This window comes from Shewanella sp. CG12_big_fil_rev_8_21_14_0_65_47_15, assembly GCF_002783505.1.
Lineage (GTDB): Bacteria > Pseudomonadota > Gammaproteobacteria > Enterobacterales > Shewanellaceae > Shewanella.
The window spans coordinates 1-14,917 of record NZ_PFGL01000042.1 but is presented as its reverse complement, the minus strand read 5'-3'; the positions used below and the strand labels follow the sequence as shown (position 1 = coordinate 14,917).

Genomic DNA, 14,917 nt, shown 5'->3' with positions numbered 1-14,917 from the left:
TGGGGCTTAATTTTAGGTGGGCTTTGCCATTACACAGCGCAGTAGCGGCTGTGGAGAATAGAAATCACTTGGGTAACTTGCTCGTTCTTGAGCTTGTAGTAAACAATCTGTGAACTCTTACGGGTATCCACCAGATCTTCAGCGCGTAATACGGCTAAATGCTGGGATAGTGCCGACTGGCTTAATGGCACAGTGGCATTAAGCTCGGTTACGCTCAATTCTTTATCCAGCAGTAGGCATAAAATCATTAGGCGATAAGGGTTTGCTATGGCCTTGAGCCATTTAGCCGCACTTTCCGCATTAGTTACCATTGCAGCTACATCTATGTCATTTTGCATAAGGTCACTCACTTTATCGCCTTTGATTAGATAATTCTAATTGAATACTTCAATATACGCAATCATACTGCTCAGTAATGTAGATCTCAATTTTTGCATGACAGAATATGAGATACCGCCGATTTGTGATCCTATTAGGGGTTTATTGAGCCGAATATGGCCACAATGGTGACATTAACTCAGTGGATCGGAAACAGCCTATGATACGGATTCTTGTGCTTTATTTTACCCGCGGTGGTCATACGGCCAAAATTGCCAGCGCAATTGCCGAGCAATTAATATCTCGTGGAGCACAGGTCGACCTCGTCGATATCAATAGTGCTGCCGCCACTTGCATTAATTGGCCCGATTATGATGTCGTCGCCTTTGGCGCCTGCGTACTCTATGGCACCTACGATAAGACTGTGTTCCAGTTTATCGAGCAACATGCAGAGGCTTTGGGTGCACTGCCAAACAGTTTCTTCTGCGTCAATGTGGTGGCGAGAAATCCAGAAAAACGTATTCCTGAGAATAATAAATACCTACAAAAATTTATTGCGCTATCACCGTGGACGCCAGCCGATCTTAAAATCATTGCGGGAAAAGTGGATTATCCTTCATGGCCTTGGTACGACAGGTGGATGATCCAGTTGATTATGAAGATGACCAAAGGCCCAACCGATCCTAAGTCGGTTATCGATTATACCGACTGGGCAGATGTGAAGGTCTATGCCGATCATCTGTTGGAATTAGCTGACGTTACTGTTATTTAGGACGGGTCAGGCTTAATAAAAAAGGCGCTTAACAAGTTAAGCGCCTTTCAGTATTCAAGCTCTACAGAATTAATACTTCCAGAAACTCGGGTGGAATAACACTGCTACGGTCAGAATTTCTAAACGACCGAGGAGCATGCCGAGCGACAACGCCCATTTCGCCACATCGGGCAGGGTTGAGAAGTTACCCGCAGGGCCAATGATTGGGCCTAAACCTGGGCCTACGTTGGTGACCGCCGTGATAGCACCCGTGAAACTGGTCATAGGGTCGAGCCCCGTGAGCACTAAAATCACCGACAATCCCACAATCACCATCATAAAAAGCAGCATAAAGGTGATTAGCGAACGCACAATATCTTCGCTGATGATGCGATTATTATAGCGTTCCCTAAAGATACCATTCGGATGACATTGCTGTCTCAACTGCTCGCGCATAATAGCGCCCGCAATTTGGAAACGAAAGATTTTAATCCCGCCAGAGGTTGAACCAGAGCAACTGCCGACAAACATTAAAAATAAGAAGGCGATATTGGCAAAAGCGCCCCAAGCTGCGTAATCCGTTAAGCCATAACCTGTAGTTGTCACTACGGAAACGACGTTAAAACTGGATAAACGCAGTGCATCGAGCAGCTCAATCTCGCGGGTTTGCCATAGCCAAAAGCCAATAGAGCAAGAGACAAAGGTCAGGAAAAATAAGAAGCCTTTTACTTGAGCATCGTTCCAAATCCGAAGATCCCTTTGCTGTACGGTTTGCACAAACATGAGGAGTGGTAAGCCTCCCGCAGCCATAAAGAAGATACCAACCCAGTGGGCCGAGTTTGAAAATGCCGCCATAGAGCTGTCGGAGGTGGAATAGCCGCCAGTCGATAGGGTGGTCATCGCATGGTTGATGGCTTCAAACCAAGTCATACCCGCAAGGTGATAGGCAAAGCCACAGCTTGCTGTGAGTAAAACATAAATAAAAAACAGGTGCTTAGCCATGCTTTGGGTTCGAGGGACGGCTTTGTCGCTCCAGTCTGAAGATTCTGTACGAAATAGCCGCATACCACCGACGTTTAAGAAGGGGAGAATCGCTACCGCCATGACGATAAAACCAATCCCCCCAAGCCATTGCAGCAATGAGCGCCAGATTAAGATACTGTGATCCATAGTATCTAAACCCGAGAGGACGGTGGAGCCTGTCGTTGTGATGCCGGACATGGTCTCGAAAAAGGCGTCCGTGTAACCAATACCGTGGTACAAGGTAAAAGGCATGGCCGCAAAGAGACTCACAATCAGCCAGGTTAGGCTGGTCAGCAAAAACATATCTCGAATATTGAGGTGAATCGCTTTACTTTGGCCGTTATGCAGACAAAGGCTGGCGCAAACCCCTGTTGCCAAGGCTGACAGCATGAATGATCCCACAGTCTCTTCGCCATTGAAAACGGCGACGAGTAGTGGCACAAACATAAAGGCTGTCAACATGGAGAGAAACAGCCCTAGAATAAACAGTAGTGGTCTAAAGTTCAGCATACATTAGCTTACTAAGGCAGTTAGAAGAAAAAGGCGCTAGGTTGGAACAGTTTCTCGACTTCGCCGACAAACTTCTTATTCACGAGGAATAAGATCACATGATCCCCTTGCTCTATCACGGTTTTGTCGTGGGCCATTAACACTTCTTCGTTGCGCACTATGGCTCCAATGGTGGTTCCTGGCGGTAATTTGATCTCTCCAATCGCCTTACCCACCACTTTAGATGTGCTGGAGTCACCATGGGCAATTGCTTCAATCGCCTCGGCTGCACCGCGACGTAATGAATATACGTTACAGATATCGCCTTGGCGGATATGGGTTAATAGGGCTGAAATCGTCGCCTGCTGGGGGGAAATAGCGATGTCGATATTGGCTTCTTGGACTATATCCACATAGGCCTCGCGTTGGATCAATACCATCACCTTTTTTGCGCCCATACGTTTTGCCAATAGGGCTGACATAATATTGGCTTCGTCGTCATTGGTAACTGCAATAAATACGTCGGTTTGATCTATGTGCTCTTCGAGCAATAACTCCTGATCCGATGCGTCACCACAGAATACAGTGGTGTTTTCAAGCTGTTCCGAGAGGGCTTCCGCACGCTCAAACTTATGTTCGATAAGCTTCACTGAATGAGTGCGCTCGAGGCGCTTTGCAAGGCCTAACCCTATGTTGCCACCTCCGGCGATCATAATATTGCGGTAGGTGTTATCGAGTTTTTGCATCTCACTCATTACTGCGCGAATGTGGCGGCTGTCGGCGACGAAGAAGACTTCATCATCAGCCTCAATAATGGTGGTACCGCGGGGCATGATAGGGCGTCCTTGGCGGAAAATTGCCGCAACCCGGGTATCAATATTGGGCATATGTTCGCGCAGTGCCGCTAACGCATTCCCCACCAGTGGGCCACCATAATAGGCGCGCACAGCCACAAGACTTAAGCGGCCCTCGGCAAATTCGAGCACTTGCAGTGCGCCAGGATACTCGACCAGACGTTGAATGTAAGCGGTCACTAACTGTTCTGGGGCGATTAATTCATCGATCACAAAACCGCCACGGGGGCGACCCTCACTGTTTTTGGTCTCGCTATCGATAAATAGTTTATCGCGCAACGCCAGATAGGGTTCAGAGCGAATACGGGCGATTTTAGTGGGAGTGCCAAAGAGACTGTAGGCCATTTGGCAGGCAACCATGTTGCATTCATCGCTGTTGGTGACAGCAATAAGCATGTCGGCATCCTCGGCGCCAGCTTCCTTTAGTATATCGGGGTGGGCACCATGGCCCGCCACGACGCGAAGGTCATATTTATCCTGCAGGGCGCGTAATCTGGATTTGTCGCTATCGACTATGGTGATGTCATTGTTCTCACCGACCAAATTCTCGGCCAAGGTTCCCCCGACTTGACCCGCACCTAATATGATAATTTTCATGGCCTTGCTTACTTCCTAATGGGTCGCTTTCAATAAACGGGCGTAATAAAACCCATCCATCTTGTGTTGTCCCGGCGTGATTTGCCAACCAATATCCTGTGGCGAATTTTGCTGGGAGAGTGTGTCTAGCTTAGCATCTGCTGTTTTGGCTAAAAATGCACTGATCTGATCGCGGTTTTCCTGCGGTAAAATCGAGCAAGTTGCATACAGGAGTGTGCCACCGGGTTTGAGCCACTTCCAGCAGTGATCGAGAATTTGTCTTTGCAGCTCAGCGAGTTCTTCTATGTCATGGTTTTTGCGTAACCATTTGATATCGGGATGACGGCGGATAACCCCCGTCGCTGAGCAAGGTGCGTCGAGTAAGATACGATCAAACTGTTCACCCTGCCACCATGAGTCGATATTGGCCGCATCACCATGGATAAGTGTTGCCGTTAATGACAGTCGATCAAGGTTTTGCTGCACCCGCTCGAGACGTTTGGCATCAAAGTCGACGGCGACTAGCTTGATGCTGGGTTCAAGTTCGAGTAAATGGCAACTTTTGCCGCCGGGCGCCGCGCAGGCATCGAGAACAAGTTCATTGGCCTTCGGCGCTAACAGTGTCGCCGCCCATTGGGCTGCGCCATCTTGCACAGATGCAGCGCCTTCGTAGAAGCGCGGCAGTGTCGCCACATCCTTGGGGTGGGCGAGTAGAATGGCATCATCACTCAATCCTGCACTGGCTTCAATCTCAAGTTCGGCTAAGGCGGCGAGGTAATCGCTACGGCTCTGGGATAAGCGGTTGTTTCGCAGCCACATCGGCGGCCGCTCGTGACCCTGTTGGATGACTTCTTGCCAGTTGTCGGGATAGGCTGCCTTCAAGCGTTTAATTAACCAGCCTGGAGTGTTGTAGCTTAAGGTTTCCGACTCGGTACTCAGCGGGGTTAATTGACGTTGAATATTACGTAGTACGCCGTTCACCACTTTGACCATGCCTTCAAATTTTAACTGGCGGCAGGCTTCGGCGGTTTCTGAAATCGCAGCATGGCTAGGGATGCGGGTGAAGTACAACTGATAACAGCCGACAATTAATAGCTGATGAATGATCCGTTGTTTGCCTTTTAATGGTTTTTCGAGGCATTCGCTGATGCGTTTTTCGATTTGTGGCAGAGTGCGCATCACGCCGTAACAGAGTTCGGCGAGCAGGGCTTTATCTTTGCCGCTGGTCAGGTGTTTTTGTTGTTCGGGTAGGGCGACCGAGAGTGACACGCCCTTTTCCAATACCTCGAAAATGGCTTTCGCCGCCAGCGCGCGCAAGTTCATCATTATTGTGCCTCGCTGTTGAGGCGAGTATTAGGGCTAAACCATTCGCCGCGGGCATTGAGAATATCGGCAACGCTGAGTGGTTTCTTTCCGGGTAATTGCATGCTCAGCAGGGTTAACACGCCATCGCCAGTCGCGACTTCGATGCCTTTCTTGCTGGCGCTGATAATAGTGCCGGGTGCGGCATTGCTGCTGGTGGAGCTGACTTGGGTCTGCCAAACCTTGATGGTGTTGCCTTGGTGCTCAAAATAGCTCACCGGCCAAGGGTTGAAGGCGCGGACCTCTTGCCATAGCTGCTTAGCAGATTTATTCCAGTCGAGTCTGGCTTCTTCTTTACTGAGTTTCTCTGCGTAATTCGCTAAGGTTTCATCTTGTTTTTCTGCGACTAAGGTACCGTTTCCGAGACCTTCGAGGGCCTGCAATAGGGCGACGGGACCTTGCGCTGCGAGTTTTTCATAGAGGCTGGCCGAAGTGTCATCATCTTCGATCGGCAGAGTGGTTTTTAGCAACATGTCGCCCGTGTCTAGCCCCACATCCATCTGCATAATAGTGACACCGGTTGCTTTATCGCCCGCCCAGAGTGCGCGTTGGATCGGTGCCGCGCCGCGCCAGCGTGGCAAGATCGAGCCATGCACGTTGATACAACCTAAACGCGGTGTATCTAGGACGACTTTGGGCAGGATCAGACCATAGGCGACAACCACCATGATATCGGCATTGAGTGCGGCAAGCTCTTGTTGTGCGGGTTCTTTGCGAAGTGAGCCGGGTTGATAAACTGGAATATTATTGGCGAGCGCGAGTTCTTTTACTGGGCTGGCGGTCAGTTTTTTACCGCGGCCAGCGGGTCTATCGGGCTGAGTGTAAACGCCAATCACATTATGGTGTGAGTCGAGCAACGCCTGTAAATGGCGAGCGGCAAAATCCGGTGTTCCGGCAAAGATGATGTTGAGTGGTTTCAAATCTGATCCTATGCTTCTTTGGCGTCCAATCGGGCCGCTTTTTCTAGTTTCTGTTTGATCCGTTGACGCTTTAACGGCGACAGGTAATCGACAAACAATTTGCCTTTCAGGTGGTCCATTTCATGCTGGATACAAATGGCAAACAGTTCACTGGCTTCAACCGTAAATTCACTACCATGTCTATCTAAGGCTTTGACTGTGACAAACTCCGCGCGATCGACCTTGGCATAAATCCCTGGGACAGACAGGCAGCCTTCCTCGTTACAAAAACCACCACTACTGGCAATAATTTCAGGGTTGATAAATACCTTATGGCGTTCGACTTCATCTTGTAAATCGATGACGATCAGTTGTTTATGGTAATCGACTTGGGTTGCGGCCAGACCAATCCCTTTTTCTTGGTACATGGTCTCGAACATATCATCGATTTGAGTTTGCAGCTCAGCATTAAACTCTGTGATAGGTTTTGCTTGGGTTCGCAATCTTTCATCGGGAAAGCGTAAAACTTTTAACAGTGCCATACTTAAACTCTTAACAAGTCTGTCAAATCTCAGCCAGTTGGTTATACTGACTGAGGCTAATGGGTTAATTTTAATCTTTAGTGCCTATCAATAACAGTAAAAGCTCGATTTAAGAGCCAAACAACATGGACTGCACCATGAAACGGTTAATTTTACTCGCGTTAATGACATTCAATTGCACGTTTGTTTCCGCAGATACCCTGACGCTTAAGGCGGGGCATCCCGAGTCATATGTGGTAAAAAAGGGCGATACCCTTTGGGATATTTCCGCGACGTTTTTAAATGATCCGTGGAAATGGCCGCGTCTATGGGATGTTAACCCACAGATCGCAAACCCCCACCTTATTTATCCCGGTGACCAGCTCACATTAGTCTTTATCGATGGCCAACCCAGATTAGTGCGTAATGGCGACGGTAAACCCCATGTCAGAAAGAGTCCTGAGGGCCGTATCGTTGCTAAGAGTGACGCTGTACCCGCCGTCGATCTCGCTCTGATTGAGAATTATTTGGTGCAAAATCGAGTGGTTGATTCGCAGTGGCTCACAGCACAACCTATGGTGCTCGCGGGGGAAAGCCCTTCACGCCACCATGTGTTGGATGATGTGATTTATATCGACAGCGAATTACCTTTAAATAAAAAATACGGTGTCTATGAGCGTGGTCGTGAGTTTTTCAATAAGGAAACGGGGGAAGCCTTAGGGCAGGAAGCGATTCTAGCATCAACGGGGCAAGTTATAGAGTCTGGTAAGGTTTCTAAAATCAAACTGCTGAGTAATTTCCGTGAGACTAAGGCCGGTTTTAAAGTGCTGCCGATGGAAGATGATTCTTTAATGTCTGCCTATTTCACCCCTAAACCCGCGGATTTAAAGACGCCAGCCACAGTATTAGCCATTGAGTCTAAGATGCGTGAAGCGGGTAAGTTGGATGTCGTGTACTTAGATAAAGGTAAACAAGATGGCGTCGGCCCCGGTGAAGTGTTCTCGATTTACCGTGATGGTGAAGAGATAGTCATCAGCCATGATGGTTTACCCGTACCCGCCACCGAACGTACGGCCTATGACAATATAGTCGCATCCATCTCATCGGATCGCGCGATAAAAATGCCTGATATCTATCATGGTCGATTGTTAGTTTTTAAAGTGTTTGATAAGGCAAGCTTAGGATTAATTGTCGCCAATGAACGTCCGGTTCGAGTTGACGATAAACTAGTGGCTCCCGACTCTTTAGCCTATAGAGGTCAATAATTTCTGCACATTTGGTCGATTGGTTAGTTGTTAGTGCTGTATCTGGGCTTGGACCCGCCCAGATCCAACAATTATTAAAACACATGGATGTGGACGATCTTAGGCAGAGATTAGAGCATGAAAGACAAGCCCTGCCTTTATCTGATCAACGGCTCCATAGCCTTGCTATTGATTATCAAAAAGTGGATGCTGCCCTTGAGTGGCAACAGCAGTCTGAGTTCCATCATTTAATTTGTCTCTCCGATCCTCTTTATCCTCCCTTATTAAAACAACTCCCTGATCCGCCTGCCGTCCTGTTTGTTAAAGGTTGTTTGGAGGCTTTAGCCCTTCCTTATCTTGCGATTGTTGGCAGTCGTAATGCATCTCCTAGCGGATTGCAGGTCGCTTATCAGTTGGCCGCTGAGATATCCTCAATGGGATTTGGTATCTGCAGCGGCATGGCAATGGGGATTGATGGTGCCGCCCATAAAGCCTGTGTCGATCGGGATCGAAGGACGATTGCTGTACTGGGTACCGGTATTGATACTATTTATCCCCGTAGGCATCGACAGCTTTATGAGAATATTCAGCAGCAAGGCTGTATACTCAGCGAGTTTTGGCCGGATGTGGGGCCGTTTGCGGGTAATTTCCCGAAACGAAATCGCATCATCAGCGGTCTTTCTTTAGGTACGCTAGTGGTTGAGGCTTGCCGTAAAAGCGGCTCTTTAATCACAGCTAGGTTGGCGATGGAGCAAGGGCGCGAGGTGTTTGCCGTTCCCGGTTCCATCCTTGGTGGCTATCATCAGGGCTGCCATGATTTATTGCGTGATGGTGCAAAACTTGTGGAAACCGCGGCCGATATAGTAAATGAGTTGGCAAGTTTGACCGCTTTCCACCTTGAAGAATTAAAGTCATGCCACCATATACAGCTACAGCAAGGTGAGATTTGTCATTTGCCATTTGCGTCGCTGTTAGCTAGTGTAGGTTATGAGGCTACAACAATTGATGCTGTAGTTGAACATAGTGGAAAAACGATAGATCTGGTGTTAGAACAAATGCTTGAACTTGAGTTGCAAGGTTGGGTTGTTGCAGTACCCGGTGGTTACGTCAGAGTAAAGAGGAGCTAGCCATGTTTGATATCCTCATGTATCTATTTGAAAACTATGTTCACAGTGAAGTTGAACTATTAGTGGATGAAGACGAGTTAACCAAGGAACTCACTCGCGCTGGTTTCCATCAGTCCGAAATTTTAAAAGCGTTAACTTGGTTGGAACGTCTCGCGGAACTACAGGAAGGGGATAAACCTTACCTGTGTAACCATGATCAACATTCATTTCGTATCTACACCAAAGACGAAATGGAAAAATTAGATGTGGAATGCCGTGGTTTCTTGCTGTTTTTAGAGCAAGTTAAAGTGCTGAATGTCGAAACCCGTGAAATGGTGATCGACAGAGTCATGGAGCTTGATGAACCTACCTTAGTCCTCGAAGATCTAAAGTGGGTTATCTTGATGGTGCTATTCAACGCCCCCGGCCATGAATCCGCCTATGAGCAAATGGAAGATTTAATTTTTGAGCAGCCCGAAGGCCGACTACATTCTTAATCGTTGCGATACTATGAATAATGAGAGAAAGGAGGCTAAGCCCTCCTTTTTTGATGCCATGAGTTTGTTGGTGGCCAAGCGTTATGCGCTTTGATTGGTGGTGAATGATTATGTCTAAGATCGATGAACAATTATTTAGTGCCCATGAGCACGCCTTGGAAAAAGAATACGAACTTTGCCCCGAGTGCGGCAGTGAGTTAACGGTAAAACACAGTAAGCACGGCAGTTTTATTGGCTGTAATAACTATCCTAACTGTGAGTACACTCGTCCCTTAGTGCAGCACGAATCCATTGAAACCCAAGTGATTGAAGGTTCAGTCTGCCCTGAATGTGGCCACGAGTTAGCGGTAAAGTCTGGTCGATTTGGGATCTTTATCGGCTGTACTCAATATCCAAGTTGCACGCATATTGAAAAGCCCGATCAAGGGGCAGATAAGCCAGATATCCCTTGTCCAGAATGCAAAACGGGTAAACTCGAACATAGAACGAACCGTTTCGGTAAGAGTTTTTATGCCTGCAGCGCTTATCCTAAGTGTAAGTTTATTGTGAATTATCCACCGGTTGCTGAAGAGTGCCCGAATTGTGGTTATGGGATTTTGGTTGAGCGTAAGGGGGCGGCAGGGATGCGCTTAGAATGTCCGCAAAAAAGCTGCAAATACAAAAGACCCCTTTAGTTTATTGTGTGACCTGCATCTTAATATTTGGCCGATGAAAGTGGCTTGAGTATAATCCTTGGCTGGCCGCTGATGGGGCGGTCAGTATTCGAATTTATCCAATGATTTGATTGTAGAAATCGACCATACTCAAAAGGTGATCCTAAGATGCTGCAGCTGTACCCATCTGACATAAAAGACATTGTGCTTAACGGTGGCGTTATCGCTTATCCAACCGAGGCGGTTTATGGCCTAGGTTGCGACCCGGATAATGACACCGCTATCCAAAAGTTATTGGTGGTAAAACAGCGCCCATGGCAAAAGGGACTGATCTTAGTCGCCAGTGATTTTCAGCAGCTTTTAGCCTATGTTGATGAATCGCAATTAACGGCTGAGCAGCTCGAATTTGCATTTTCTAAGTGGCCAGGGCCTTTTACCTTTGTGATGCCAACCAAAGCGCATGTTTCGAAATACCTCTGTGGCGAGTTTGACTCTATCGCAGTGCGCGTATCTGCCCATGCTGGGGTACAAGTCCTGTGCCGCGCGCTTAATAAACCTTTAGTATCGACCAGCGCTAACCTTGCCGGTGAAGATCCCGCATTAACCGCCGCTGAAATCCTTGCCGATTTTGAAGGTAAAATTGATGCACTCGTATTGGGTGAACTCGGTGAACAACGCCAGCCCTCTACCATTATCGATGCGCGAAGCGGCAAAATTTTACGCAATGGACAATGAGCAAACCAATAATAAGGATAACAAGATGAGTGTGCCTAATGCTGCAGTGGTAAAAGCGTTTTTACTCGATCTACAAAACCGAATTTGTGCAGGGTTAGCAAAGTTAGATGGCCAAGCGACCTTTGCCACCGATTCATGGACCCGCGCCGAAGGCGGTGGTGGCACCAGCCGAGTATTAACCCAAGGCGCGGTGTTCGAGCAGGCAGGGGTTAACTTTTCCCATGTGACTGGCGCCGCTATGCCGGCATCGGCAACGGCGCATCGCCCAGAACTGGCGGGTCGCAGCTTCGAAGCTATGGGTGTGTCTTTAGTGATCCATCCTAATAATCCTTATATCCCAACGACTCATGCCAATGTGCGCTTCTTTATCGCTCAAAAAGAGGGCGCAGATCCCGTGTGGTGGTTTGGCGGCGGTTTTGACTTAACGCCTTATTATCCCTTCGAGGAAGATGTGCGCGAGTGGCATCAAACGTCTAAGGCTATCTGTGCGCCTTTCGGGGATGAGGTTTATCCCAAGTATAAGAAATGGTGCGATGAATATTTCTTCCTGCCACATCGTAATGAAACCCGCGGTGTAGGCGGATTGTTTTTCGATGACTTGAATCAAGCAGGATTCGATCAAAGCTTTAGCTTTATGCAAGCCGTGGGCAATGGCTTCTTAACGGCCTATGCGCCGATTGTCGAGCGCCGTAAAGATACTGAATTCGGTGAGCGTGAGCGCCAGTTCCAACTCTATCGTCGTGGTCGTTATGTTGAGTTCAACTTAGTCTACGACAGAGGCACCTTGTTTGGTCTGCAGACGGGCGGGCGTACCGAGTCTATCTTAATGTCGATGCCGCCATTAGTGCGTTGGCAATATGGCTATACGCCGGAGGCGGAAAGCCCAGAGGCAGATTTGTACGATAACTACCTCAAACCCCGCGACTGGGTTTAGCCATTAATCTTATAAAGTGGATACAGCATCCACTTTATTGATTACGCATATGATTGGCCAGAGTTGAAATCGCCTCATAAATGGCGGCCCTATGCTCTGGCTTGTTAATGTTCTCTTCAATCGCAAACTTCATACAAAACAGCCATTGATCGCGCATCGCCTCATCGACAGCAAAATGCATATGCCGTGCTCGCAATGCGGGATGACCATATTTTTGCTGGTAGAGCTGCGGTCCACCGAGCCAACCACTTAAAAATTCGAACAACTTCTGCTCTGATTCCGCAATTGGCGCCCTATGAATGGAAAACAGTGTTGTCGTTTCTGCCGAGTTTGCCATCTTCCGATAAAAACTCTTGGCGATAGCGCGGAGCACTTTTTCGCCGCCGATTAAGTCATAGGCGTTCGATTGACTCGGATCGCGATCATCCTGTGGTGGAGTGTTGTGTTTACTAAAAATCTTTTTAAGCCAGTTCATTTGAATAGTCGTTTACTAAAATAGAAAATATTGAGCCGATGGCGCATTATAGCGTGAAATAGAGTATGAAATTCAGTTGAGTATAATTTGGCTTGCGTGCCCCTAAAAGCGCGTTAGACTGCAAAGCCATTGAACCTGAAATTTAATATCGCTATGACAGACAGATACGCAGTGTTTGGCAATCCCATTAGCCACAGTAAATCGCCGTTTATCCATGGACAATTTGCTGCGCCCACTCAAGAATCATTAACCTATGAAGCCATTCTTGCTCCTGTGGATGGTTTTGAAGCCTCTTTGACGGCGTTTTTCAATGCGGGCGGCAAGGGGGCGAATGTGACCGTGCCTTTTAAGGAGCAAGCTTTTGCGCTGTGTGACAGTCTTAGCCCAGAGGCCAAACTCGCCGGCGCGGTAAACACTTTAAGCGTATTGGCCGACGGCACTATTCGTGGTGATAATACCGACGGTTTAGGGCTGGTGGCCGATCTCATCGCTAACTTAGGCAGCCTACAAGATAAGCGCGTGTTACTTATTGGTGCTGGTGGTGCGGCGCGCGGTTGTATTCTACCGTTATTAAATGCCGGAATTACGCAGCTAACGATTAGCAATCGCACTCATACTAAGGCGCAGCTTCTGGTCGATATCTTTACTGCTGTGGATGAGGGGGCTTTTGCGAATAGAGTCTCCGCCGTAGAAATGAGTGCTCTTGCGGGTGAGTTTGATATCATCATTAACTCAACTTCCGCTAGCCTTGCGGGCGAGTTGCCACCTTTGCCAGCACATATCATCACCACCCAAACGGTTTGTTATGACATGATGTATGGCGCCTCGGTCACCGCTTTTAACCAATGGGCACTCTCCCAAGGTGCGGCAAAAGTCATCGATGGACTCGGCATGTTAGTCGGACAAGCGGCTAAAAGTTTTACCCTATGGCGAGGTATTGAGCCCGACACCCAAGTGGTGTTGGCACTTTTGCGGGACAAACTAAAGGCTGAGCCTAAGTAGGAAGCATGAATCAAAGTATTCTTTTCCCCGATCTACAATATTGGGATGATGCCCAAGGACAGATCTGTTTTATCGCCCAGTCCCAGGGGATGAACATCAAGTGTTATATCAGTGCGAATAAGTTGGCCGAGCTGAATGATTTCTCCCCGCAGCCGAGTACCGATGAAGCCGCTGCTATGCTGGCCTTATTTGATGCGGTGAGATTTGATGCCGAAGAAATGGCGGAAGAGTTAATCAAAGCCGAAGAGTTCGATGAGTTCGGGGCAGTACACTTAGGCTAGATGAATTTAAGAGATAGGGTCCATGAAAATAACTGGCTCCCATAAACACGATGTCACAACCGATGGCTTAATCGAATTGGATTCAATTGCCATTGCAGCAAACTCATCAGATCTTAGAGATATAGCCAAGTTTCTAAATGATGCTGCAAATGAAATGGACAAACTTGGCAATGACTTTGATCATATTCACTTAATGGATTCATGGCCCAAATGGCAGGACAACTTGCCTGATATTCTGGTACTTAGTGAAAAATACAATTAACAAAATTGTTAACCATATATGCCCGTTAAAACGGTGTTACACGCCAAAGTTAGATAGAGTGCTAATCAATTAGCGAATAGTAAAAGGCGGCAGAGACTCAATGAGTCTTTGCCGCCTTTCTTATATAGCGATAGTAACGCTAAGTGACTAACTGTAATCGACTAACTCTAAGTGATTAGAGGTTTTGTAACTCGACTAAGTACTCGTTTTTCAGTCTGACATAGTTGTCGGCAGATTCTGGCAAAAAGGCAATTTCGGCAGGCGTTAATGGACGAGCCTGCTTAACTGGGCTGCCTACATATAAATAGCCACTCTGTAGTACCTTGCCCGGTGGCACTAAAGAGCCCGCACCTAAGATCACATCATCTTCTAAAATCGCACCGTCGAGAATAATCGCGCCCATACCCACTAATACTCGGTTACCGACTTTGCAACCGTGGAGCATCGCCTTATGACCAATAGTCACATCATCACCAATAATCAGTGGATGGCCATCGGGACGAGCAGCTGACTTACGCGTCACATGTAATATGCTACCGTCTTGCACGTTCGAGCGCTTACCAATACGAATATGGTTAACATCACCACGCGCCGCCACCATAGGCCAAATGCTGGCGTCAGTATCTAAAGTAATATCGCCAACAAGCACCGAAGCTTCATCTACATACACATTATTGCCTAATTGAGGGTGAATACCTTGGTAAGTTCTGAGTGGCCCTGACATAGAAAAGTCCCTAATTGAGTGGTTTTTTGCATTATAAAGGTTAAAAACTGGCTGGTCAGGTCAAATATCCAACGAACAGCGAGAAAATGACAATTATCTTAAAAATAGGGGTTGCGCACTTTCTCAATCTCCCTATAATGCGCATCCACTGACACGGCAGACAGCGAAAGCAAGCTGGCGAGTGAGGTTGAATTGAGTAGCTTACTCTCTG

18 protein-coding genes are annotated in these 14,917 nt (G+C 47.7%); 10 read left to right on the top strand and 8 right to left on the bottom strand.

Translation table 11 applies throughout. The features are described from left to right. Positions 1–29 precede the first annotated feature (29 nt). The gene (locus COW15_RS10810; protein WP_006083802.1) at positions 30–338 is read right to left on the bottom strand and encodes a metalloregulator ArsR/SmtB family transcription factor; all 309 of its coding nucleotides are present in this window, start codon (positions 336–338) and stop codon (positions 30–32) included. Between the two features lie 200 nt (positions 339–538). Here COW15_RS10810 and hemG point away from each other — a divergent pair, with 200 nt between their 5' ends. Next, a complete protein-coding gene (gene hemG, locus COW15_RS10805) occupies positions 539–1,090 on the top strand; it encodes a menaquinone-dependent protoporphyrinogen IX dehydrogenase (RefSeq protein WP_293632582.1) in 552 nt (183 codons plus the stop codon). A gap of 69 nt (positions 1,091–1,159) precedes the next feature. On the opposite strand, the gene COW15_RS10800 is transcribed toward hemG, so the two are convergent. The 5 genes from COW15_RS10800 to def are packed head-to-tail and all read right to left on the bottom strand — an operon-like array spanning position 1,160 to position 6,814. After that, a complete protein-coding gene (locus COW15_RS10800; protein WP_293632581.1) occupies positions 1,160–2,602 on the bottom strand; it encodes a TrkH family potassium uptake protein in 1,443 nt (480 codons plus the stop codon). Between the two features lie 20 nt (positions 2,603–2,622). Continuing rightward, positions 2,623–4,032 (bottom strand): Trk system potassium transporter TrkA, encoded by a 1,410-nt coding sequence (gene trkA / locus COW15_RS10795; protein ID WP_293632580.1) that lies wholly within the window; start codon positions 4,030–4,032, stop codon positions 2,623–2,625. A 15-nt stretch (positions 4,033–4,047) separates the two neighbouring features. Then, positions 4,048–5,334, bottom strand: coding sequence for a 16S rRNA (cytosine(967)-C(5))-methyltransferase RsmB (gene rsmB, locus COW15_RS10790; protein ID WP_293632655.1), 1,287 nt, complete (start codon positions 5,332–5,334; stop codon positions 4,048–4,050). A gap of 2 nt (positions 5,335–5,336) precedes the next feature. Continuing rightward, a complete protein-coding gene (gene fmt / locus COW15_RS10785) occupies positions 5,337–6,293 on the bottom strand; it encodes a methionyl-tRNA formyltransferase (RefSeq protein WP_293632579.1) in 957 nt (318 codons plus the stop codon). Between the two features lie 8 nt (positions 6,294–6,301). Next, positions 6,302–6,814, bottom strand: coding sequence for a peptide deformylase (gene def / locus COW15_RS10780; protein ID WP_293632578.1), 513 nt, complete (start codon positions 6,812–6,814; stop codon positions 6,302–6,304). Positions 6,815–6,939: 125 nt separating this feature from the next. Here def and COW15_RS10775 point away from each other — a divergent pair, with 125 nt between their 5' ends. The 6 genes from COW15_RS10775 (at position 6,940) to hemF (ending at position 11,962) form a co-directional block, all read left to right on the top strand. After that, entirely contained in the window at positions 6,940–8,058 is a 1,119-nt protein-coding gene (locus COW15_RS10775; protein ID WP_293632577.1) for a LysM domain-containing protein, read from the top strand. Between the two features lie 83 nt (positions 8,059–8,141). Beyond that, the gene (dprA, locus tag COW15_RS10770) at positions 8,142–9,164 is read left to right on the top strand and encodes a DNA-processing protein DprA (RefSeq protein WP_293632654.1); all 1,023 of its coding nucleotides are present in this window, start codon (positions 8,142–8,144) and stop codon (positions 9,162–9,164) included. Positions 9,165–9,166: 2 nt separating this feature from the next. Further along, positions 9,167–9,640, top strand: a complete 474-nt coding sequence (locus COW15_RS10765) for a DUF494 family protein (RefSeq protein ID WP_198781773.1) — start codon at positions 9,167–9,169, stop codon at positions 9,638–9,640. A 110-nt stretch (positions 9,641–9,750) separates the two neighbouring features. Further along, positions 9,751–10,314 carry a type I DNA topoisomerase gene (locus COW15_RS10760; RefSeq protein WP_293632576.1) on the top strand — a complete coding sequence of 188 codons (564 nt, stop codon included), beginning with the start codon at positions 9,751–9,753 and terminating at the stop codon, positions 10,312–10,314. Positions 10,315–10,461: 147 nt separating this feature from the next. Continuing rightward, positions 10,462–11,028 (top strand): L-threonylcarbamoyladenylate synthase, encoded by a 567-nt coding sequence (locus COW15_RS10755; protein ID WP_293632575.1) that lies wholly within the window; start codon positions 10,462–10,464, stop codon positions 11,026–11,028. Between the two features lie 25 nt (positions 11,029–11,053). Beyond that, entirely contained in the window at positions 11,054–11,962 is a 909-nt protein-coding gene (gene hemF / locus COW15_RS10750; RefSeq protein ID WP_293632574.1) for an oxygen-dependent coproporphyrinogen oxidase, read from the top strand. 34 nt (positions 11,963–11,996) lie between these two features. Here the strand turns inward: hemF and COW15_RS10745 are convergent, their stop codons facing one another. Further along, positions 11,997–12,437 (bottom strand): group II truncated hemoglobin, encoded by a 441-nt coding sequence (locus tag COW15_RS10745; RefSeq protein ID WP_293632573.1) that lies wholly within the window; start codon positions 12,435–12,437, stop codon positions 11,997–11,999. Between the two features lie 153 nt (positions 12,438–12,590). Between COW15_RS10745 and aroE the strand changes: the two genes are divergently transcribed. From aroE to COW15_RS10730, 3 genes are read left to right on the top strand one after another with little or no spacing between them, the layout of a single operon-like run. Continuing rightward, entirely contained in the window at positions 12,591–13,439 is an 849-nt protein-coding gene (gene aroE, locus COW15_RS10740; RefSeq protein ID WP_293632653.1) for a shikimate dehydrogenase, read from the top strand. A 5-nt stretch (positions 13,440–13,444) separates the two neighbouring features. Further along, the gene (locus tag COW15_RS10735; RefSeq protein WP_293632572.1) at positions 13,445–13,720 is read left to right on the top strand and encodes a DUF1488 domain-containing protein; all 276 of its coding nucleotides are present in this window, start codon (positions 13,445–13,447) and stop codon (positions 13,718–13,720) included. 22 nt (positions 13,721–13,742) lie between these two features. Next, positions 13,743–13,982, top strand: a complete 240-nt coding sequence (locus tag COW15_RS10730) for a hypothetical protein (RefSeq protein ID WP_293632571.1) — start codon at positions 13,743–13,745, stop codon at positions 13,980–13,982. A gap of 175 nt (positions 13,983–14,157) precedes the next feature. On the opposite strand, the gene COW15_RS10725 is transcribed toward COW15_RS10730, so the two are convergent. Next, positions 14,158–14,706, bottom strand: a complete 549-nt coding sequence (locus COW15_RS10725; protein WP_293632570.1) for a gamma carbonic anhydrase family protein — start codon at positions 14,704–14,706, stop codon at positions 14,158–14,160. Positions 14,707–14,917: the final 211 nt, after the last annotated feature.

Excerpts from the sequence above, each read along its gene's own strand:
- hemF (WP_293632574.1), top strand. The coding sequence starts at position 11,054 with ATGAGTGTGCCTAATGCTGCAGTGGTAAAAGCGTTTTTACTCGATCTA.
- COW15_RS10725 (WP_293632570.1), bottom strand. The coding sequence starts at position 14,706 with ATGTCAGGGCCACTCAGAACTTACCAAGGTATTCACCCTCAATTAGGC.
- rsmB (WP_293632655.1), bottom strand. The coding sequence starts at position 5,334 with ATGAACTTGCGCGCGCTGGCGGCGAAAGCCATTTTCGAGGTATTGGAA.
- COW15_RS10745 (WP_293632573.1), bottom strand. The coding sequence starts at position 12,437 with ATGAACTGGCTTAAAAAGATTTTTAGTAAACACAACACTCCACCACAG.
- COW15_RS10730 (WP_293632571.1), top strand. The coding sequence starts at position 13,743 with ATGAAAATAACTGGCTCCCATAAACACGATGTCACAACCGATGGCTTA.
- aroE (WP_293632653.1), top strand. The coding sequence starts at position 12,591 with ATGACAGACAGATACGCAGTGTTTGGCAATCCCATTAGCCACAGTAAA.
- COW15_RS10810 (WP_006083802.1), bottom strand. The coding sequence starts at position 338 with ATGCAAAATGACATAGATGTAGCTGCAATGGTAACTAATGCGGAAAGT.
- COW15_RS10735 (WP_293632572.1), top strand. The coding sequence starts at position 13,445 with ATGAATCAAAGTATTCTTTTCCCCGATCTACAATATTGGGATGATGCC.
- def (WP_293632578.1), bottom strand. The coding sequence starts at position 6,814 with ATGGCACTGTTAAAAGTTTTACGCTTTCCCGATGAAAGATTGCGAACC.
- dprA (WP_293632654.1), top strand. The coding sequence starts at position 8,142 with ATGGATGTGGACGATCTTAGGCAGAGATTAGAGCATGAAAGACAAGCC.
- COW15_RS10760 (WP_293632576.1), top strand. The coding sequence starts at position 9,751 with ATGTCTAAGATCGATGAACAATTATTTAGTGCCCATGAGCACGCCTTG.
- trkA (WP_293632580.1), bottom strand. The coding sequence starts at position 4,032 with ATGAAAATTATCATATTAGGTGCGGGTCAAGTCGGGGGAACCTTGGCC.
- COW15_RS10765 (WP_198781773.1), top strand. The coding sequence starts at position 9,167 with ATGTTTGATATCCTCATGTATCTATTTGAAAACTATGTTCACAGTGAA.
- COW15_RS10775 (WP_293632577.1), top strand. The coding sequence starts at position 6,940 with ATGGACTGCACCATGAAACGGTTAATTTTACTCGCGTTAATGACATTC.
- COW15_RS10800 (WP_293632581.1), bottom strand. The coding sequence starts at position 2,602 with ATGCTGAACTTTAGACCACTACTGTTTATTCTAGGGCTGTTTCTCTCC.
- COW15_RS10755 (WP_293632575.1), top strand. The coding sequence starts at position 10,462 with ATGCTGCAGCTGTACCCATCTGACATAAAAGACATTGTGCTTAACGGT.
- hemG (WP_293632582.1), top strand. The coding sequence starts at position 539 with ATGATACGGATTCTTGTGCTTTATTTTACCCGCGGTGGTCATACGGCC.